Origin of the sequence: Pseudovibrio japonicus, assembly GCF_014651595.1 — a bacterium.
Classification (GTDB): domain Bacteria; phylum Pseudomonadota; class Alphaproteobacteria; order Rhizobiales; family Stappiaceae; genus Pseudovibrio; species Pseudovibrio japonicus.
Window position 1 is genome coordinate 1 of the sequence record NZ_BMXE01000013.1, and the last position, 20,403, is coordinate 20,403.

The 20,403-nt window shown below is 50.6% G+C and carries 16 protein-coding genes and 3 pseudogenes; 14 read left to right on the forward strand and 5 right to left on the reverse strand.

What is annotated here, in order from left to right; genetic code table 11:
• The 12 genes from IE076_RS21995 to IE076_RS22050 all read left to right on the forward strand — a co-directional run.
• Positions 1–620: autotransporter domain-containing protein (locus IE076_RS21995; RefSeq protein WP_189438948.1), on the forward strand; the 620-nt coding region annotated here is incomplete at its 5' end.
• Positions 621–1,091: 471 nt separating this feature from the next.
• Positions 1,092–2,099, forward strand: coding sequence for an ABC transporter substrate-binding protein (locus IE076_RS22000; protein ID WP_189438949.1), 1,008 nt, complete (start codon positions 1,092–1,094; stop codon positions 2,097–2,099).
• 115 nt (positions 2,100–2,214) lie between these two features.
• Positions 2,215–3,243 (forward strand): ABC transporter ATP-binding protein, encoded by a 1,029-nt coding sequence (locus tag IE076_RS22005; protein WP_189438950.1) that lies wholly within the window; start codon positions 2,215–2,217, stop codon positions 3,241–3,243.
• A complete protein-coding gene (locus IE076_RS22010) occupies positions 3,240–4,934 on the forward strand; it encodes an ABC transporter permease subunit (protein ID WP_189438951.1) in 1,695 nt (564 codons plus the stop codon). The genes IE076_RS22005 and IE076_RS22010 overlap by 4 nt, the downstream gene beginning before the upstream one ends.
• 3 nt (positions 4,935–4,937) lie before the next feature.
• Positions 4,938–5,696, forward strand: a complete 759-nt coding sequence (locus IE076_RS22015; RefSeq protein ID WP_189438952.1) for a DeoR/GlpR family DNA-binding transcription regulator — start codon at positions 4,938–4,940, stop codon at positions 5,694–5,696.
• A 33-nt stretch (positions 5,697–5,729) separates the two neighbouring features.
• Positions 5,730–6,518, forward strand: a complete 789-nt coding sequence (locus tag IE076_RS22020; protein ID WP_189438953.1) for an inositol monophosphatase family protein — start codon at positions 5,730–5,732, stop codon at positions 6,516–6,518.
• A gap of 255 nt (positions 6,519–6,773) precedes the next feature.
• Positions 6,774–8,255: a flavin-containing monooxygenase gene (locus IE076_RS22025; protein ID WP_189438954.1), complete on the forward strand. Its 1,482-nt coding sequence runs from the start codon at positions 6,774–6,776 to the stop codon at positions 8,253–8,255.
• Between the two features lie 8 nt (positions 8,256–8,263).
• The gene (locus IE076_RS22030; RefSeq protein ID WP_189438955.1) at positions 8,264–9,295 is read left to right on the forward strand and encodes an alpha/beta hydrolase; all 1,032 of its coding nucleotides are present in this window, start codon (positions 8,264–8,266) and stop codon (positions 9,293–9,295) included.
• Between the two features lie 183 nt (positions 9,296–9,478).
• The gene (locus IE076_RS22035) at positions 9,479–10,144 is read left to right on the forward strand and encodes a hypothetical protein (protein WP_189438956.1); all 666 of its coding nucleotides are present in this window, start codon (positions 9,479–9,481) and stop codon (positions 10,142–10,144) included.
• A gap of 52 nt (positions 10,145–10,196) precedes the next feature.
• On the forward strand, positions 10,197–11,444 hold the full coding sequence (locus tag IE076_RS22040) for an oxidoreductase (protein ID WP_189438957.1): 1,248 nt from the start codon (positions 10,197–10,199) through the stop codon (positions 11,442–11,444).
• A gap of 54 nt (positions 11,445–11,498) precedes the next feature.
• The gene (locus IE076_RS22045; RefSeq protein ID WP_189438958.1) at positions 11,499–12,731 is read left to right on the forward strand and encodes an NADH:flavin oxidoreductase/NADH oxidase family protein; all 1,233 of its coding nucleotides are present in this window, start codon (positions 11,499–11,501) and stop codon (positions 12,729–12,731) included.
• Between the two features lie 36 nt (positions 12,732–12,767).
• The gene (locus tag IE076_RS22050) at positions 12,768–13,169 is read left to right on the forward strand and encodes a hypothetical protein (RefSeq protein ID WP_189438959.1); all 402 of its coding nucleotides are present in this window, start codon (positions 12,768–12,770) and stop codon (positions 13,167–13,169) included.
• Positions 13,170–13,190: 21 nt separating this feature from the next.
• On the opposite strand, the gene IE076_RS22055 is transcribed toward IE076_RS22050, so the two are convergent.
• Entirely contained in the window at positions 13,191–14,177 is a 987-nt protein-coding gene (locus tag IE076_RS22055; protein WP_189438960.1) for an AraC family transcriptional regulator, read from the reverse strand.
• A 232-nt stretch (positions 14,178–14,409) separates the two neighbouring features.
• Between IE076_RS22055 and IE076_RS22060 the strand changes: the two are divergent.
• Positions 14,410–14,929 (forward strand): annotated as a pseudogene (locus IE076_RS22060) (IS5 family transposase).
• A 416-nt stretch (positions 14,930–15,345) separates the two neighbouring features.
• On the opposite strand, the gene IE076_RS22065 reads toward IE076_RS22060, so the two are convergent.
• Both IE076_RS22065 and IE076_RS22910 read right to left on the reverse strand, forming a co-directional pair.
• Positions 15,346–17,082, reverse strand: a complete 1,737-nt coding sequence (locus tag IE076_RS22065) for a calcium-binding protein (protein ID WP_189438961.1) — start codon at positions 17,080–17,082, stop codon at positions 15,346–15,348.
• Between the two features lie 622 nt (positions 17,083–17,704).
• Positions 17,705–17,842, reverse strand: a pseudogene (locus IE076_RS22910) (recombinase family protein); the annotation flags it as partial.
• Between the two features lie 156 nt (positions 17,843–17,998).
• Here IE076_RS22910 and IE076_RS22070 point away from each other — a divergent pair.
• Positions 17,999–18,756 (forward strand): annotated as a pseudogene (locus IE076_RS22070) (IS5 family transposase).
• Positions 18,757–18,842: 86 nt separating this feature from the next.
• Here IE076_RS22070 and IE076_RS22075 read toward each other — a convergent pair.
• Both IE076_RS22075 and IE076_RS22080 read right to left on the reverse strand, forming a co-directional pair.
• Complete coding sequence (locus tag IE076_RS22075; protein ID WP_189438962.1) at positions 18,843–20,099, reverse strand: type II toxin-antitoxin system HipA family toxin; 1,257 nt, start codon at positions 20,097–20,099, stop codon at positions 18,843–18,845.
• Positions 20,096–20,320, reverse strand: a complete 225-nt coding sequence (locus IE076_RS22080; protein WP_189438963.1) for a helix-turn-helix domain-containing protein — start codon at positions 20,318–20,320, stop codon at positions 20,096–20,098. Before IE076_RS22080 ends, IE076_RS22075 begins: the two co-directional genes overlap by 4 nt.
• Between the last annotated feature and the right edge of the window lie 83 nt (positions 20,321–20,403).

The following is a 20,403-nucleotide window of genomic DNA, read 5'->3' on the forward strand; positions in this document are numbered from 1 at the left end:
CCGGTATCTACTATGACCGCGCCTTTGACCGTATCCTGACCGGCATCAACCTGCTGGGTGGTATCAACTGGGATGACGTCTCACGTACGTATCTCGATAACACGGTTGCAAGCGGGGTTGTCAATGGCGATGACAACGGTGTTGGCTTCCTGATCTCTCCAGAGCTGACCGTCGGCTACGAGCAGCCCTGGAGGCAGTACCTCGTTGTCCCATCCGTCGGTGTTCGCTACTCCTTGTTCCATCAGGACAGCTATAGCGAAGGCGGGGTCAATGGCCTAAGCCTTGATAACCGGACCCATCAGCAGATCAACGTTCGTCTGCAGCTGGCAGGTGTTGGTTTCAACGCTCTTAACCAGGATTCCAACTACTGGAACACCACACTGCGGGCTGGTCTGGATATCTACGCAAACTTTGGCGATGACATTGACGCACGTGTCATGGGCTTCAACGTGGGCTACGATGAGAACCTGAATGATGCTGGTGTGCGTCCGTTCATCGGTGCAGACGTTGACTACCAGGTCACCGACCGAGCCACACTGGACTTCGGTGTAGAAGGTGCATACGACACAATCGATGCAGTCTTCGGCAGCATCAACGCAGGGTTCTCCGTCTTGTTCTAAGGATTGCCATATTGGGCTCCGATGGAATAGCCCGAACGCCCGCTTGTGGCCCATCACGTCAGGAACGTGTGAGAGTACTTTAACTGACTGTGACGGCTTCGCGTTGGTAGGTTTTCAGTGTGCCAATGCAGGAGGCGTGCAGCGCGCTTTGCAATAGACTGAGCAGGTTCGGGTGACGTCTCAAACCTTTCGGTTGATCATATCCAGTCCAGTTGATTCTAATTGTGTAAGTGTAATTTTGGACACCTTCAGCAGGAAATATTGCCCTGCAACGCGCATAAAACACCCAAAACTTAGCAATTATTACAAGCCTTTACCTTCCTAGATGTGTTTTTTCTTGAAATGCATAAAAATCCACATCAACATAATAACCCACGAACACTTTTACGGGATTAGTACAACGTAATGTCTTGAAATGTTCGTATGCCACTCTGGGGAAGGTGCCTTAAAGTGAGGAAATAAGGGGGGAATATGAATTACTGGACTAAGTCAGCCATGGCTCTGGCAATGGCCGTTGGCGTTGCATCACCGCTGGCTGCAGGCGAAATTACTGTCTACAGCGCGCTGGAAGAGGAAGAAATTGCAGCCTACGTTGCGGCAGCTGAGGCAGCAATGCCTGATGTCGAAATCAACGTCCTGCGCCTATCCACCGGGAAACTGGGGGCACGTATTCTGGCTGAAGCGGATAATCCGCAGCACGACCTGATTTGGGGCTGGGCGGTCACCGCTATGATGGACCCGCAGGTTCTGGATTTGCTTGAGCCTTATAAAGCAGCTGGTTCGGAAGCTCTTGCAAATCAATTTCGCGATGCGAATGATCGCTGGTTTGCAGCGACCGGCTACTTGGGTGCGTTTTGCGTAAACACTGCGAGACTGGAGAAAAAAGGCTTGCCAATGCCCACGAGTTGGGCTGACCTTCAGAACCCGGCCTTCAAGGGCGAAGTCTTGATGCCTGACCCGAATTCTTCGGGAACGGGTTATCTGCATGTGAATGCAGTGCTCCAGACCAAGGGTGAAAATGCCGGTTGGGAGCTCTTGAAATCTGTTGACCCTAACATGGCGCAATACACGTCTTCCGGTTCCAAACCCTGTAAAGCTGCGCGTGCTGGTGAATACACTGTCGGAATATCGCTGGCCTTCACCGCAATGAAGTCCATTGAAGACGGCTATCCGCTTGCGATGGTTTTCCCAAAAGGTGGCGTCGGCTATGAGCTTGAAGCTTCTGGCCTGATGGCGAGCAGCGACAACAAAGCTGACGCTCAGCGCTTCCTGGACTGGACGCTCTCCGCCGAGGCTCTTGAACTTTACGGCCAGTATAAAGCTCTTATCACTGTACCAGGTGTTGAGACTTCCGCAGCTGCAGCCGAAGCAGGGCTACCTTCAGATATTCGCAGGATTCTGTTTCCGGTTGATTTCGTTAAATCGGCAAATCGCCAATCCAAAGTCAAAGCCGAATGGAAAGACCGCTTCGGTCGTTAACTCCAAGCTGGTGGGCGACCTATAGGTTGCCCCCAGCCCCAATACCATAAGCAAGAAAAATCTATACGGATGCCAGGCGGGGCATCCTGCAATACTGGGTAGGGAGGCGCGGTATATGTATCTGACCGTTAGCAACGCAACCAAACGTTATGGAGCTTTCGTCGCTTTGGACGACGTTTCCGTTTCGTTGAAAAAAGGCGAGTTTGTCTCTCTCTTAGGCCCCAGTGGGTGTGGTAAGACAACTCTTCTGCGGATCATCGCTGGCCTGACTGATATTGATGGAGGCGACGTTCGCATCGAAGATGTTGCGATGTCCGATATGCCAGCCCGTAAACGCGGCTTTGGGATCGTATTCCAGTCTTATTCGTTGTTCCCAAACATGTCCGTCGCCGAAAATATCGCCTACGGTTTAAAGGTTCGCAAAGCGCCAAGTGAGCAGATTCGCGCCCGTGTTAAAGAACTCCTTGAAATCATCAAACTCCCTGACATTATTGATAAATATCCAGGTCAGCTCTCAGGTGGACAGCAGCAGCGTGTTGCGCTTGCGCGTGCCATCGCGGTTGATCCAAAAGTGCTTCTCCTTGACGAGCCTTTGTCCGCGCTGGATGCGAATGTGCGCGCGTCATTACGCCACGAAATTCGCCAGCTTCAGAGAGAACTGAAGATTCCGACGCTCATGGTGACTCATGATCAGGAAGAAGCCATGGCGATGTCGGATCGGATTATCTGCATGAACCACGGTGTTGTCGTGCAGGTAGGTACACCGGAAGAGCTCTATCACAAGCCAGCTACGCGGTTTGTTGCTGACTTTATGGGCTCCAGCAATCTAATCACGACCAAACTGATCCGCGAGACACTCCCAAATTTGATGTCTACCCGGCCCGAGGGACCAGACGAGGCATTTGATGCCTGCATTCGCCCTGAAGAAATCTCACTGGTGGAAGATGAAAGCGGTGTTGCGACCGTCACATCTACAAGCTTTCTTGGCAATCTCAACCGAATTGATCTGGACGGCCCGTTTGGCCACCTTCTTGTCGAGACGCATGGTCCTTGCAGCTTCAAGACAGGCCAGAAGGTATCGGTTGATGTGAAACCTGAAGCCTGCACTTGGGTCCTGAATGACGAGACTGAGGCCGTGACATGAGCGTCGAGACTGTCGGCGCTCAAGCTGCGCCCACCTTCCGAAAATGGATCGACAGTGACAAGGCGCTCGCAGCAATTTGCGTGATTGTGCCGCTGATCGGGCTGTTCCTCTTTTTCATCTATCCGATGATCATCGTGTTCATCCGGTCAATCACCACGGCTGATGGGACCTATGGACTTGCAAACTATGCGGAGATTCTGGCCTCGAAAGGGTTCTGGCGTGCGACCCAGCACTCTTTGGTTATGGGCGGCACGACGACGATTCTCAGTGTCTTCTTAGGTTTCATCATTGCACTTGGCTTGCATCGCTGCGCCTTTCCGGGAAAGACACTCATTCGGGTTGCGATTGTGCTGCCGCTTATCGCGCCCTCACTTGTGCAGGCACTCGGCCTGATCTTCATTTTGGGACGGAACGGCCTGATCAGTCAGTTCTCCGGAGTTGAGATGGAGATCTACGGTTTCTGGGGACTTGTCATTGCCAACACACTGTATGGGCTGCCACAGGCTGTCATGATCATCAGTGCTGCGCTGGTTTTGCTTGATGCCCGGATCTACGAAGCGGCTGACGTTCTGGGTTCTTCACCGTTGCGACAGTTTCGCGATCTCACACTCCCAGCGGTCACTTTTGCCCTCCTGAGCGCAAGCTTTGTTGTCTTCACAATTACGATCACTGACTTCGGGAATGCTGCGGTGATCGGGGGCGACTATTCAGTACTTGCAACTGAAATCTATTCTCAGGTCATCGGCCAGAGAAACTTCAACATGGGTGCCGTCGTTGGCATCATGTTACTTATTCCAACGATCTTGTCCTACTACATCGAACGACAGGCGATGAAGCGTCAGAAGACGCAGAAGGCGACCAATATTCATTCGTATGTGCCCCGGTTTCAGGCAATCCGTGATGTGCCCATGGGTATATTGAATTTCTTGATCGCAGCTCTGATCCTTAGTGTTATCGGCATCGTGATCTACGCCAGCTTTGTGAAGTTGTGGCCGTATAATTTCGACTTTACGCTGAAGCACTACAACATCACGCTGGCAGGTGGATACTCCTCACTATGGATGACCATCTGGATCTCAATTGGTGCAGCCGTTGCCGGTACGCTTGCGGTGTTCACTCTGGCTATCGGGCTGCGGCATACACCTGAGATGATCGCGCAGCCTGTGCGTATTCTCGCTGCTATGCCAGCTGCCGTTCCGGGTATGGTACTTGGTCTGGCCTACATCCTGACCTTCAACTCGACTGCAACGCCGCTCTATCTGCTGTACGGAACTGCGACCCTGATTGCAGTCATCAACTTCTACCACTACCACACGCAGGCTTATCTCACGGTCATGACCGGCTTCCGCCAGTTTCCCTCTGAGCTTGCCGAAGCAGGCAGTGCTTTGGGGGCGGGCATCGGGCGTATCTCAACCACGATCATTGCACCCTTTGTTGCTCCTATGCTGGTTTCCGTCTTCTTCTTTCTGTTTATGCGATCCATGGTCACTCTTTCAGCTGTTGTCTTTTTGACGACCCCGCAGCTGACCGTCGCAGCAGTAACGATCATGCGTCTCGACGATGCGGGATTGACCTCCCAGGCAGCCGCCTTTTCGACGGCTGTTATGGCGGTTGTGGGTCTGGCGCTGCTTGGCATGAAAGGGGCCGTGTCCCTTCTTGCCAAAAGAAACTCTAGGAAGTCAGGAAGCTAATTGATGTGGGTGCAAGAGCGACATCAACGCATACTCAATGTTCTGGAAACGAACATGCAAGTGAGTGCAGCTGACCTGTCCGAACTGCTTGGCGTTTCGAGAGAGACCATTCGTAGGGATCTGCATGATTTGGAAGATGCTGGTCATGTAAAACGCGTGCACGGCGGCGCGGTTCTTCCTCGGCAGCAGGCAGAAGCACCGTTCGAGAAACGCAAACTTGAACAGCTGCGTGCCAAAAGCGAGATTGCTCGCAAAGCCGTAAGCCTTGTCCCTCCCGGTGCTTCGCTCTTTGTCGATGCAGGCACAACCACAGAGAAGTTCGGCCATGAGCTGGCTAAGCTTTCAGGCATCATGGTTGTTACCAATTCCATTGATGTCGCCATGACAATCAAGGCAGGCGGGAACGATATTGATCTGTTGTTGCTTGGCGGACGAATTGCAACCGATGTTCCTTCAACCCAGGGCGATTTGACCCTCTCTGAGATCAGGCGGTTCAATCTGGACTTGGCTTTTATTGGGCCTGTGGCCATCGACGCGTGCAAGGGAGCGTTTTCTTTCGACATGTACGAAGCGGAAATTTCCAGTGCGATGATAGGACAGTCAACGGACACAATCTTTCTGGCTGATCACACAAAACTCGGAGCCGTCAATCGCATCTTGTTGTGTGAAGCAAATGATATCGGCGCGGTTGTGACGGATAGGTCCGCAACGGAGCAGCAGATTGAAGCCTTCTCAGACAACAGCATCAAACTGGTCGTCTAGAATAATTTACACTCTTTCGGAGAGACCTCAAAAGTGCAAAACAAGACAGACGTTTCTGTTTCGGAGATCCTTGATGATTGTGAGGCCTGGGCCAAGTCCGCAGCGGTTTTGGCACGCAGTTTCTTTCGAAAAGACAATCAGTTGTCCTTTAAAGAGGATGATAGCCCAGTAACAATTGCAGACCGGCAGATCGAGAAAGAGTTAAAGGCAGGCATCCTCGGAAAATACCCGGACTTTGGGATCTTTGGCGAGGAAAGTGGTGTCGATGGCTCTTTGGATGGGGACCTCATGGTCATCGATCCCATTGATGGCACACGTTCCTTCATCTCCGGCAATCCACTGTTTGGTCTGCTGCTCGCGTATCTGCGAAATGGTGAGACCATGGCAGGAGCGATTTCAATGCCCATACTAAATGAGATCTATACTGGTGGGGCAGGTACTCCAGCCAAATGCAACGGGAAAGAAATCAGCGTTTCTACCCAGACCAGTCTGGACGACGCGATTATCTATATCAACGAGGGCGACAAACTCCTGGTAGACAAACCTGAGCAGGCGGAACGCTTGTTGAAATCGGGAAAGACCCGCAGGTTTGGCTATGATTGCTACTCTCATGCGCTCCTGGCTTCAGGTCATGTGGACGTTGTCATTGACTATGACTTAAAGCCCTACGACTTCCTTGCGGTGTCCGCAGTTGTAAGAGCTGCGGGAGGTATTGTGACAGACTGGAATGGCAATGATCTCGGCCTTTCCTCCCATGGCGCAATTATATCCGCCGCGACCCCTGAGTTGCATGAAGAAGTCTTGAAAACACTCAATTGCTGAGACTGGTGACTGGCCTGCTCTTCCATCTGGCCTAAAAGTGTCTATCGGTGCGTGCATAGCCACTCACCCAGGTTCTTCAAACGAAACTTCTTCTGCTGTTCTCACAGTCCTAAATTGACCTCAAAAGGTATTTCTCGAACCTCGCCCAGCTCGAATTCAGGCTCTAATCATCCGTATTAGTACTCGCCGGACAGCCATGATTTGAACAGGCTGAAGGTTGCGAGTGGTGAGTTTTGGGTTGCAGGGAATGACGGTATGAAAGCGAAAATCATCATTATCGGATCTGGGTTTGGCGGCTTGGCAACCGCAAAGAAGCTTCTGGATGAAGGTGAAACGGACTTTCAAATTCTGGAACGGGCAGAAGATGTCGGTGGGGTATGGCGAGAGAATGTCTATCCCGGCGCAGGTTGTGACGTGCAATCGCATTTGTACTCCTTTTCGTATGACCTCAACCCACATTGGACCCGCGATTACTCTCGTCAGGGAGAAATACTTGAGTATCTGCGAGCCAGTGCTAAGAAATGGGGCCTGCTACCCAAAATTCGGATGAAGGAAGATGTCCGAAAACTCCGTTGGTTAGAACAGGATGGAGAGTGGGAAGTAACCACTGCTAGGAATGTCTACTTCGCAAAGTTCGTGGTTGGCGCATTCGGTAACCTGAGTGATCCGGCAATCCCAAACATACCTGGTTTGGATACCTTTGAGGGTGAGGTCGTTCACTCTGCAAGTTGGTCTCAAGATTTTTGCCATAAAGAGAAGCGGGTTGCTGTTATTGGTACAGGTGCATCTGTCATTCAGTTTGTTCCGGAGATTCAGCCGGATGTTAAACAGATGTCTGTGTTTCAAAGAACACCGCCATGGATACTGCCGCGAGATGACAACCCAATTCCGCAAAAACAGCGTAGCCGTTACGCATCAAACATATGGAGAATGCAGGCAGAACGCCTGCGCTTGTACCTCACCAGAGAGGTAAACGTACTTGGCTTCCTTTTCCCAAAATTGATGGGACGGGCAGAGCGCCAGGCCCGCAAGCATTTGGAGGCGAGTGTTCGGGATACTGCTTTGCGTGCAAAGCTCACGCCCGACTATCGGATTGGCTGCAAGCGTGTTCTCCTATCCAATGTCTGGTATCCCGCTATTACTCAGGACAATGTTGAGGTTGTCACCACTGGCGTTGCTTCAATCGAAAAAAATGCAGTCGTTGACAGTAACGGGCATCGCCGTGAGGTTGATGCAATTATCTTCGGTACGGGCTTTAAAGCGAAGGACCTGCCTTTTGCTAAGTTCATCTATGGCAAGGATGGTCAATCACTTTCCGAAGTATGGGGGGACAATCCAAAGTCTCTTGTTGGTACATCCATCGTTGGCTTTCCAAACTTCTTTCTGTTGCATGGCCCCAACACGGCTCTTGGGCATACCTCTGGTGTGTATATTCTGGAAGCGCAGGCAGAGCACGCAATCAGCGGTATTCTGTATGCCGCCCGTAAGAAAAAACCGATTATTGAGCCTAGGCAAAAAGCACAGGATCGTTTTACCCGTTGGATTAAACGCCGGTCTAAAGGAACTGTATGGACATCGGGAGGCTGTGAAAGCTGGTATCTTGATAACTCGGGCCAAAACTCCAGCCTGTGGCCCAGTTTTTCTTTCAGCTACCGCATGAGAGCTTCCAAAATCCGAAGGAACGAGTACGATCTTCGAGATGTTCCTGGTGATGTAAGCCTCATTGTAACACGGTGAGTACCGAGATGTCTTTGAGAACTATAGTACGTGCCCTTGATGCGGTGATTTCGCTGGTACCTCAATCATTGCTTGGGGGGCCGAAAAACCTTAAGGGCTATCATCTTTCTCCTCTGCTGCGTGTGATCTTGAAAGCTCAGGCACGCAACAAGGTAGACATGGGGAACGTTGAACCCGAGCAGCTGCGACGCGAGATGCGCAGCCAGCTGCTTCCACTCCGAGCGGGTTACCAAGTCGGCCAAGTGCGCGATCTTTCTATTGATCTGGAGGACAGGTCTTTGAAGGCACGGCATTATGTCCCATCAGGAAAAGAACCCACTCAGGGACTGACCGTCTATCTTCATGGTGGAGGCTATATCTTCGGTGACCTTGATACACACGACGATGTTTGCCGGTTGCTATGCCGCGAAGCCAATACACAGATCATATCGGTAGACTACAGACTTGCGCCTGAACACCCCTTCCCCGCTGGTCTTACGGATGCGATTGACGCATTTCGCTGGGTCCAAAAACATGCGCATGACTTTGGAGTAAAGCCTTCAGAATTGGCTGTTGGCGGGGATAGCGCAGGCGGAAACCTGGCAGCGGTCTTGGCACAGACAACATCGTCAGAAGATGCCCCTGTCGCTCAACTTCTCTTGTACCCTGGCACAGACCAGATAACAAAAAGGCCTTCTCACTTTGCTTTTGGTGAAGGTTTCTTTCTCGATAACAATGATCGTACGGTCTTCCGGCAGCACTATTTGCAAAGCAGGCAGGATGCCAGCCAGGATCCCCGGGTTTCGCCTCATCTAGGTGAGGTTTCCGAACACATCGCTCCAGCTTTGATTGTAACGGCTGGTTTTGATGTCCTTCATGATGAAGGCGAGGCCTACGCAAACAAGTTGGTTCGCGCTGGCGTTTGCGTGGATTACATGTGCTTTGAGCACCTCGGCCACGGTTTTGCGAATCTTGTAGGCATACATAGAGCTTCAGAGAAAGCTCTCATAGAAGTTGGGCAGCGCTGGGGGAGACTGTGTAAGCAGAGCGCAGCCAGCTAACATTTGCGCATCTCACGGGCTTTCATTAATTCGATTTTCTGATCCACCGCAGCGGTTCAGCAGGATGTAAGCGGATATCGCCGTTGGTCAAAAATGACCTGTTTTTGCAGCTTTCGGACCTCGTCTGTTGTTCTTTCCACAAGTACGAATTGGAAGGCAAGTTAAACACTGAGGGAGGGTTTGATGCGCGGGTATCGAAATATAGCTGATGAGTTCCAGTTAACCAGACTTCAACAGAGTCCGGCAGGGGTATTCGGTTGGAAGCATCGCATGGGGATACATCTGGCGTTTCATACCAATCCTGTCAACAATCTCCTTCATATCGTGATGCCCCCCTTTAATACATTAGGCGTGCTGTTGTGCTTATTTCCGATAGGAGTGCCTGCTATCTCTATTGGCGGGGTAGATATGAATATGGCTCTTATTGCTCTTCTCGGTACGTTTCTGGTTTACGCGCTGCTTGATGTGTTAGCAGCTGTCTTGACCCTTGCCCCCGTTGTTCTTCTCTATCCTTTGTGCTTCTGGATATACGAACTAGTCGGAAATTCTGCGGTTCTTATGGTTGTCATTGGAGCATCCCTCTTCTTTGCTGCGCTTTGGATACAGGTCGGTATCGGGCATAAATTTTTTGAGGAAGGCATTGGTGATGAAGACGAAAACATCGGGGAAGTATACGATACTTTCAATCCGATCTACTTCACGCTATTGCCGATGTATTCCATTCTGGACATACTTTTTCACCTTGGTTACCGAAAGAAAACAGCCTCCGAAATCAGAGGCGTTGCTCAAGAACTAAGGCCGCTTGTTCTTGAAAGGAAGAAGCTCAACCCAATGGGCAAGGGTATCTAAACCCCTGAGCCGAAGTCATTCCAATTTCAGGACAGATCCGGGAGGTTACTTCATGGCAACTACGAGTGCGCAGACAGATAGCGGCCTTTTCGACCCGATACGCATAGGCCAACTTCAACTGAGTGGCCGCTTCGCAAAATCGGCTACAGTAGAAACGCGCTGCACTGTCGATGGATACGTTACAAATGAACTTATTGATTTCTACGAGGAGATAGCGCGCGGAGGTACGCCTCTCATTATTTCTGGTGCTGCCAGCTACAACAGCTATTCACGCGGTGTCGCGCACCAAATCAGTGTTGATCACGATGACAATATTGAGGGGCTGAAGAAGCTTGCGGATGCGGTACACCGGCACGGCTCCCGTATGTTCATCCAGATCTACCACACATCACGGCAAGCGATCCCCGCAGGGGTTGGACGCACCGAGGCGCAAGCCCCCTCAAAGGTTTGGGAACCAACACTGGGTGTTATGCCGCGCCCAATGACACTCACAGAAATTGAACAGACCATCGAAGATTTTGCAGCAGCAGCGGAGCGCTGTCAGAAAGCCGGTTTCGATGGCATTCAGATACATGCTGCCCACGGATATCTTATCAGTGCTTTTTTGACGCCGCACACCAACAGACGCAAAGATAAGTATGGCGGCAACCTCTCCAATCGTATGCGCTTGCTGCTTGAGACCTATCGCGCTGTGCGCCGTCGGGTGGGACCAGATTTCCCGGTTATCATGAAGCTGAACGGATCGGATGAGTTACCGTTTCGCCGGGGGATGTCGACCTCGGAGCTGGTTACTGTCGCGAAGATGATGGAAGAGGAAGGCTTGGATGCGGTCGAGATTAGTGCTGGCCACTATGAATCGGGAACAACCTTCTCACGCGCACGCTGGAAGGGGTTCACGAAGACAATGGCGACGGAAGGTGCCGGAAAAAACATGAGTTTCCTGCGCAGAAACGCGATGAGAATCTTTGCGCCACTGGTTGATACCTTTTTCAATTTCCTAGGTGGCTATCAGGAAGGTTTCAATCTCAATTACGCCAGCGAATTTACAAAAAAACTAAATATTCCAGTTATTTGCGTCGGTGGCTTTGTTCATAAAAGTGCTATGGAAAAAGCGCTTTTGGATGGTGATTGCGATATGATTTCGGTTGCTCGTGGTCTCATTGCGGACCCCCATCTTTACAAGCATATGAAAGAGGATCGGCAAGGCCCTGTTTGCCTGCACTGCAATGCCTGCCTTGCAGTTGCCGGAGTGAGGCCCGCAACTTGCACAAATCCCAAGCTGATCGCACCTTCGGGCTAGGCGTAGTGCCCTCTGCCCAGAACAATCCTGGAAACGAGTGAAAGAACCAGATGAATGAATGACGTGAGTGTTGCTTCGCCCTTCACACTTCGCAATGGCGAGGTACTTAAGAACCGCTTTTTCAAATCGGCCATGAGCGAGCAACTGGCAGATCAGGTCCACAACCCGACCAGAAGCCTACTTCGGCTCTATGAAATATGGGCGAAGGGCGGGACTGGGCTGATCGTCACCGGCAACGTCATGGTTGACCGCGAACAGCTGGGTGAACCGAGAAATGTAGTCCTTGATGACGCCAGTGATCTTGAAATGTTCAGAAGATGGGCGCAGGCTGCCTCAGCCAATGGCGCACAGGTGTGGATGCAGTTGAACCACCCAGGAAAGCAAGTCCCGAACTTTATTCATAAGGAGCCGGTAGCCCCCTCCCCGATCGCTTTAGAAGGGGGATTGGAAAAGAACTTCAACAAACCGCGTGCCCTTGCGGAGCGAGAAATCATTGAAGTGATCGGGAAGTTTGTAAAAGCTGCAGTTCTGGCGAAAAAGGCCGGTTTTAACGGCGTGCAGTTACACGGTGCTCATGGCTACCTGATTAGTCAGTTTTTGTCGCCACGGCACAATCAGCGCCAGGATAAATGGGGCGGCTCGCTCGAAAACCGTATGCGGTTTGTCGTGAGTATCTATGAGGCTATCCGAAAGGAGCTCGGCCCCAAGTTCCCAATCGGCATAAAATTGAATTCAGCAGATTTCTCTAAGGGCGGCTTCAGCGAAGAAGACTCCCTGCGCGTCGTTCAGAAACTGGGTGAGATTGGGATTGATTTGATCGAAATATCTGGCGGGACCTATGAGCAAACTGCGATGGCGGATGGCATCGAGCAAAAGGACAGCACGATCAAGCGTGAAGCATACTTCCTTGAATACGCTGAGAACGCCAGAAAGTTGACCGATGTACCCCTCGTGGTTACTGGGGGTTTCCGTTCGACCAAAGGCATGAATGCAGCACTCGTGTCGGGTGCGACCGACTTGATTGGCGTGGCACGTCCACTAGCGATTGAGCCAGACCTTCCCAACAAAGCAATCAGTGATGAAGACTATCGGGTTTCCCTTAGGGAGCTGACCACTGGTTTTAGGAAACTGGACAAAATGATCCTTCTGAATATGAGCTGGTACGAGGCACAGCTGGCACGGTTGGGCCGTGGGAAGCGACCAGATGTCAACCTGAGTGAGTGGAAGGCGGCGTTTCAGGTCTTCTGGTTGCTGGGTGTATTTGCTTTCAAAAAACGCCGTGCCTAGCGCAGGCTTTGCCATACAGAACGGAGGAGAACATCGGTGAATACTCATATTGCGAAGTGGGGCCCCCTCTTCGTCCTGCTCAATTCAATCGGGATTGTACTTTTTGCACTGGGCGGTGTTGCCCTGCCATTGCAGTTCTGGACTTTCCTGAATATCGATCCGGTCAACCTGGAGCTGGCCAGAATTATGTCTTGGTATCTGCTTGTCTTGGGTATAGGCGGATTGCTCATCTGGCGGGATCCATCCCGCCATCCTGTGGTTCTGCTGCTTATCGGTCTCGAAAAACTGGCACCGGCAATCCTCTTCCCAATTCTCACGCTCCAATATGGCGCTCATTGGCTCGTGCTTGGCACCGGCGTTTTTGATGGTGTTATGGCGGTGCTCTTTATTTGCTACAGCCTTTGGATCAAGAACCAACAATCGATCCAATACGCCTAGGATCGTAACCCGCTATAAAATCTAGAATTTTGATCGGATCGAGCTGGGTGTCTTGCCCGTCCAACGCTTAAACGCCCTGCGAAAATTGCTTGCATCTGAAAACCCAACCAGTTCCGCAATGTTTTCAATCGGCATGTGTGTATGCTGGAGATACTCCAGTGCAAGCTGCTTGCGTGCAGAGTCGAGGAGTTTTTGAAAACTTGCGTCTTGATGTTTAAGCAGGCGGCGAAGACTGCGTGGATGCATATTGAGCCGATCGGCGACAACGTCCTCGCTTGGGAAGTTGCCCGGCGTGACCAGCAATTCTCTGCGCACTCTTTGCACCACATCATCCAGCGATGCATGTTCGCGTAAATATTGGTCGCATAATTTAGTGGCTACTGCTTCTGCAACAGGGTTACCTTGTTGTGTAGGCAGATCCAATATGGACTTCTTATAAATAATTGAATTTCTTGTTGCGCCAAACACTACGGGGCATCGAAAAGTACTCTGATAAACCTTGGCGTAGCCAGGGTCGTCATAGGACAACGTAACTCTGGTGGGTGTGAGCTCAGTACCGCTGATCAAGTGGAAGATGCGCACGGATGCGCTCAATACTTCTTCAATGACAAAAGGCAGGATATCGTTTGCCGGTGCAATCGGAGACACCGAAAAGATCACCTCCCCCTCTTCCACTGTCAGTGAAATGTCGGTCAGAGTTGGCGAGGCTTTCAGATATGTGACACACAGCTCTAGCGCTCGGCCGATGTTGGGAGCACAGCTCATGGCATAGCCCATTAACCCACAGGTGGCTGTGTTTTCTCTACTCCCCAAATACAAGCCCAGACCTGGCTGATCAGTAATCCTCAGAAGGTTGCTAATGAGTTGGTAGGATTGAGAAAGTGAAACAGATGAGTGTGGAACGGACAGTGCTTCATAAGCAATATCAGTACCCTTCAGCAGCTCGTTCGCGCTTAAGCCAAACTTTTCCATCTCATGAAGAATATGCGCCACCTTATTGGTCGGCATCGCCCACTCATCATGCGAAGCAGTAATGAATTGCTCGTGTCTCATGGAATTAATATAACATCGGGATCTCGGGTTATGCCACTGCGAACATCTAGCGATTACGTATTTCAACGTAGTTATTCTTGCGGGATCCTAGGCTCAGGACCCATTGATTTTTAGTTTCTTGTCTGATTCAGTTCCGTCAAAACGGAGGTTTGACGTGAGTGATTTGTTCTGGCTGACTGAAATTTAGATGGAGTGCCTGCGCCCCTTCTTTCCTAAATCACATGGTCGGCCACGGGTTGATGATCGACGTGTGTTAAGTGGTATTATCTTTATTATTTGCAATGGATTACGCTGGCGGGATGCGCCTCAGGAATACGGCCCGCACAAGACTTTATATAACCGGTTTGCACGCTGGTCGCCCAATCAGGCTTCATCTGACAGCCGGGCAAACCAGTGATTATAAGGGAGCTGAGCTGCTGTTGTCGGATCTACCTGCATCCCGGGTCGTGATTGCAGATCGGGGCTATGACAGCAACAAGATCAGAAAAACCGTGACAGATCAGGACATTGAAGCCTACATCCCTTCACGCAAGACGCGTAAAAAGAAAGTTCCGTATTGCACCAGAACTTACAGAAAACGGCATAAGGTCGAAAACCTGTTCGCTAAGCTTAAGGACTGGCGCCGCATTGCAATGCGATACGATCGCTGTGCCAGTATATTCAAATCTGCAATCTACATCGCTGCAACCGTGATATTCTGGCTATGAGTCCTGAGCCTAGGAATCCTCACAAAAACTGGAGGGAACTTGGGTCGCAGGTCACAGACTATACCGCTGAAATGGCAGCGTAAAACTTGTTTGAAGCGGGTTTTTGCAACCTCCGTCAATTCATTTGGCAATGCCCTCAGAACCCTTCCCCGACTGGCGCCAGGTGCTGAATGCCTATACGCTCGCCCCCGCCTGGCAGATGGGTATGGATGATGTGATTGGATCGTCGGCACCAGCTCTATCTGCTTTGCATTTTTATATAGGAAGGCAGCCTTTATGAGGAGCTGCCATTCTGGGTCCGGTGAAGGAAGGTTTTGATGCTCACTCCACCGTGTAACATCCCTGAGCAAATCGTAGTGGGGAAGCATAGACAAGAGGGGTACCATGCTTCCCTAATTACTGGATGGATGGAGAGTTTACGCTATGATAAGGTCGTGTATCAAGATTGCATTGACAATAGTATCCATTGTGGCATCGCGCACGAGCAGACTATTTTCATCATCTATTTCAATGCGAACGTCATCACCAATTTCGGTGCTTGCAGCGAAAATATCATGCACGTTGGAGAAGTCACCTACATAGTCGAAAATGAGGGTGTCTTCATGTAGTGTGAAGTCTTCAATTACGTCATGTCCGTAGCCAACATGGAAAGTGTCATCACCCTCTCCACCGAAATAGGTGTCCTCTCCTAATCCACCAATCAGGCTATCATCACCATGGTCGCCGAACAAAGTATCGTTTCTTCCCGCTCCAAAGAGGACATCGTCCCCGCCCGCGCCATGCAGTATGGAATCCACACCGTTTACAATGTCATAAACACTCTTTTCGGACGGCTCGAAGTTCACATTCATTATCACATCGCTAAAGGCAGAGCCGGTTATAAATTCCGAACCGTTCAGTCCGCCATCAAACGATTGGCCAGCATAGGAGCCGATTACCCACATCTCATCTTGAGAGTCAACGCCAATATCGGAGAGCGAAATACCATAATCTGCCAACTCTCCGGTTAGATTTTCACCATTGGATTTAATTGAGTTGCTAGTAACCACCAGAGCGGAATCAAGATAGTTATTAAGAACTGTTTGAATATCATCGATCTCGGTGTGATATTCCTCTAAGAAGCTATTTTTTAGGTCTACCCGGGCTAAAAGCTCTCCAGTTTCATCCTTTACTTCCCAGACAACGTTACTTCCATGACTTACAGCTTCAGATAGATACACACCGTCATTCTTCTCGAAGTTGAAAATTAGAGTATCTTCACGGGGATCAAAATTCTCGATCGTGTATACACTGGAAACACGGTCGACATCTGCGCCTTCATTTGCACCTGTAAGAATATCAAAAAACTGTCCAATAAGGTTTCCAGCACCGCTGGAAAGGAGACTTGCGAGTGGCCCCCAGCCTCCGGTGGCGCTCAGCCCGGCCGACACAGCGGTACTACCTCCGGATACCAACAGCCCTTTGGCAACCGCGTTCCAATCAATACCTTGGTCGGCAAGATTGGATTTATTTTCAAGTTGAGCCAAAATATACAAGTCGGATCCGTGCCCACCTTTCAGGCTGGCATTGCCATCTGCATGCAAATTCGCAAAGATGACATCGTCCCCGTCTCCGGCATGAACGTCTATTCCACCATCAATGATAATGGTGTCGTCTCCTGCTCTTCCGTATATCTGTCCCTCATCTCCATGATCGATGATCGTATCGTTACCATCTCCTCCATCTAAGTAGTCTTCGCCGTCACCGCCATGTATCTCGTCATTACCATTACCTCCGTAGATTTCATCATTCCCCCGGTGACCATGAAGGTAGTCTGCGTTTCCATTGCCTTCTATATAATCATTTCTTGAGCCACCATGGATTTCATCCTGCCCTGTACCTCCATATAACCTTCCTTTGTGATCTTTATCCGAAACCAGGAGGTTGTTACCAAACTTACTTACGTCTGTTCTGATATCGATATAATCATCACCGCCTTTGCCCCTAATCGTAACTGTATCGCCAATCTCGTCACTTATTGGACGGTCTCTCCATTCATTAAGTTTAACGCCATTCCGCTTGTGCGTGAGATGCGACCACATGATACCAAGACCCTGATGAGAAAGGTGCATCGTAAAAACATCTCTGTCCTCATTGCCGTTAAAAGTTGCCATCTGGTTGTCTCCCTTTATTTCTCTTTGTAATTATAAAACAGACAATCCAAAATCCGGCATTTAGGCAGCATCCAGCGCAACGCAAATTTTGGATCTTCCGCTTTCTTGATGGATTAGTGATCTAATTAGTCGGTGATATTCTTGCTGGGCTACACCAACGGCTTTATATTTCCAGCAACTTGATCACCTCGGAGAGTTGACAGTCATATCTGAAGATATTTTCCATAAATTACACAACTCCCCTGAGATGCGGAATTATTGAAGTATTTTACCGCATATTTGTAGCATATATTACCAAATATATGTATGCTCAATATAATTGTTAAAGCGAGAAGTTTATCCACTAATATATTAAAGGTTGTATTGTGGAGTGACTGAAAGTGCTCTGGCCTAAGGGAAAGTTGAGAGCCACAGGCTGTACGCAGTCATATGAAATTGGGCCGATTTGGCTTTTGACTAAGGAAGTGTTTGGCCCCTTTACGAGTTGATTTTAAGCGGCTTGTGCGTAGTGGCGCGAGCCGCGGTTTTGAAGTGTCTGCCGTTTAATCAGCTGCCTTTTCTCCAGTATCTGTTTGGCTCGAGCAAAGTAGACGTCGATTCCAGCTGAATGTTAAACGACACTCTAAGCGCTTAGGACACGCCTTCCGTAGTCTCTCAGGTTTCCCTTCGGATCGACATAACGGTAAAGCGTTACAGGTTTAACGCCTAACTCTCTGCAGAGTTCAGCTACAGAGGTAGCTCTTTTTGGCATAGCGGCTTCAGGAGCTATAACAGAATCTAGTGCACGGGGATTTTCAGTCGGCGGCGTATCGGGTTGAATGATTGAAGACCAAATCAACGTTTCGACCACTAGGCTCAGGACCCATTGATTTTTAGTTTCTTGTCTGATTCAGTTCCGTCAAAACGGAGGTTTGACGTGAGTGATTTGTTCTGGCTGACTGAAATTCAGATGGAGTGCCTGCGCCCCTTCTTTCCTAAATCACATGGCCGGCCACGGGTTGATGATCAACGTGTGTTAAGTGGTATTATCTTTATTATTTGCAATGGATTACGCTGGCGGGATGCGCCTCAGGAATACGGCCCGCACAAGACTTTAAATGACCGGTTTGCACGCTGGTCGCACAAAGGTATTTTTGAAAAGATCTTTGGGGAACTGGCCAGAACTACGGGCCCTGAGGCTGATGTCCTGATGATCGATGCAACACACCTCAAAGCCCACCGCACTGCTTCAAGTCTCAAAAAGGGGGTTGCGACCCGCGCCTGATCGGACGCACAAAAGGGGGAATGAACACAAAGCTGCACGCCGTAGGTGATGGCGCTGGCCGCCCGATCAGGCTTCATCTGACAGCCGGGCAAACCAGTGATTATAAGGGAGCTGAGGTGCTGTTGTCGGATCTACCTGCATCCCGGGTCGTGATTGCAGATCGGGGCTATGACAGCAACAAGGTCAGAAAAACCGTGACAGATCAGGACATTGAAGCCTACATCCCTTTACGCAAGACGCGTAAAAAGTAAGTTCCGTATTGCACCAGAACTTCCAGAAAACGGCATAAGGTCGAAAACCTGTTCGCTAAGCTTAAGGACTGGCGCCGCATTGCAATGCGATACGATCGCTGTGCCAGTATATTCAAATCTGTAATCTACATCGCTGCAACCGTAATATTCTGGCTATGAGTCCTGAGCCTAGTCAAAGAACCAACAGCATCCGTTTGAAGACTTCCTGGAGGCAGGCAAGAAGCGCCCTGCGGGATTTACCACTCTCATTCTTGCACGACTTGCTCCATTAGTAAGCGGCTGCGGGTTTCTATAATTTTTTGGACGCGGGGTAGGATTGGGTGGCTGATCCCCTCCTCTGCCAGCTCCTCTAAAAGCCCTTGGGCAGCGGGAACTATCTTTTGCGCGAGTTTGGTCAGCTCCGTGTTCAGCAATCTTTGCGCCGCTTTGGTTTCTGGAACCAGTGACTGCCAGTTTTTGAGCAAGAGCGTATCAGCCTTATCGCGGCCTCCGATTTTCATAGCCATTTTTTTGGCAAGGCGCGGATAGGCAGTTGTGCAGATGACGTCGTAAAGGGGGGCGAGGTCAGGCGTAGGGTTGCTGTACAAAAGTGCGTAGTTCTTGGCGTGTGCATCGGCGTTGCCTACAAGGTAATGGTAGGTCAACATGCGTTGAAAGGTGAGCCGGTCTGCGGCTGGTCTGCGGGTCTGAGCTTGTATGAGTGCCTGTGCTTGTTCGACACCCGGTCCACCTTCCTGCTCGTACTTGAGCTCGGGCGCCACACTCAGGGCCTGACAGAAGTCCTCCTGATGGAGTTTGCGAATGGTTCCGTCTGGTTGGTGGAGGCGGTCGTAGCGCTCAATGAGGATATAGGGCGTGTCACCGGCAACACCCTTTGAGACCTTTGGCGCGTTGAAGCCCAGTCGGCGGGCCAGTGTCATGCAGAACAGCTCGTTTTCGACAGTACCGTCCAGTCCTTCAATGAAAGGCTTGAGGATATGGGTTGTCGGGCGTCCATCGCGGGGTAGGATGATTTGATCGTCTTGAACAGCTACCGCCAGTTTGTCTTGGGCTCCGGCCAGAGATAGGCGGACCCCCTGCTCTCCCCCGAGCAACGGACGGTCACGCAAAATGTGCAGGACTTTAGTCAATTGCGCGGGACTGAGTGCCTCTGTGTCTTCAATCAAGAACTCCGGCAAAGGTTGTCCTTGAGGAACCAAAGATAGAGCACCCGCGCATTCGCCGCCGATGATTTCGAGCAGCCCAAAGGCATTGCGTTCTGAAACGCCGAGTGCGGCGGCCAACCTGCGGCGGGCGCGTTCTTCTGGCAAAAGGCCGGAGAAAAACGGGCGGGCAACGCCATCCTCATAGGGCTGCTCGCGAAGGGGCATGCTGACAGAGATGGTTGGCTCTTTAGCCTGCAAGTAGTTGAGATCATAGGCGAACGTGAGCACCCCTTCCGGAGTTTGCTCTAAAGTTCCAGCCAGGGCTTCGTGAAGATAGACATCCAAAGTACGGCTCATATGTCCCCTCCCCTGCCCGTAATCTGAACGCTAAGACCGAGTGTATTAAGGACGGCGAAGACCAAACCGATACGGCTGGTTTCCTTGCCGTGCTCCAACTCGCGCAAGAACCGCGGGCCGACGCCGGAGAGCGCGGCCAATTGTTCCTGCGTCAGACTTTGTTGCTTGCGGGCTTGCCGGATCACCTTTCCAAGCGCAACCGTATCGGAAATATCTGCCATTTTCGTCCCCTTCGGGATGATTTTAGCACAATGAAGTTGAATGGGAAGTAAAAGATCCCGAACGGGATGAAAACGATCCTTAG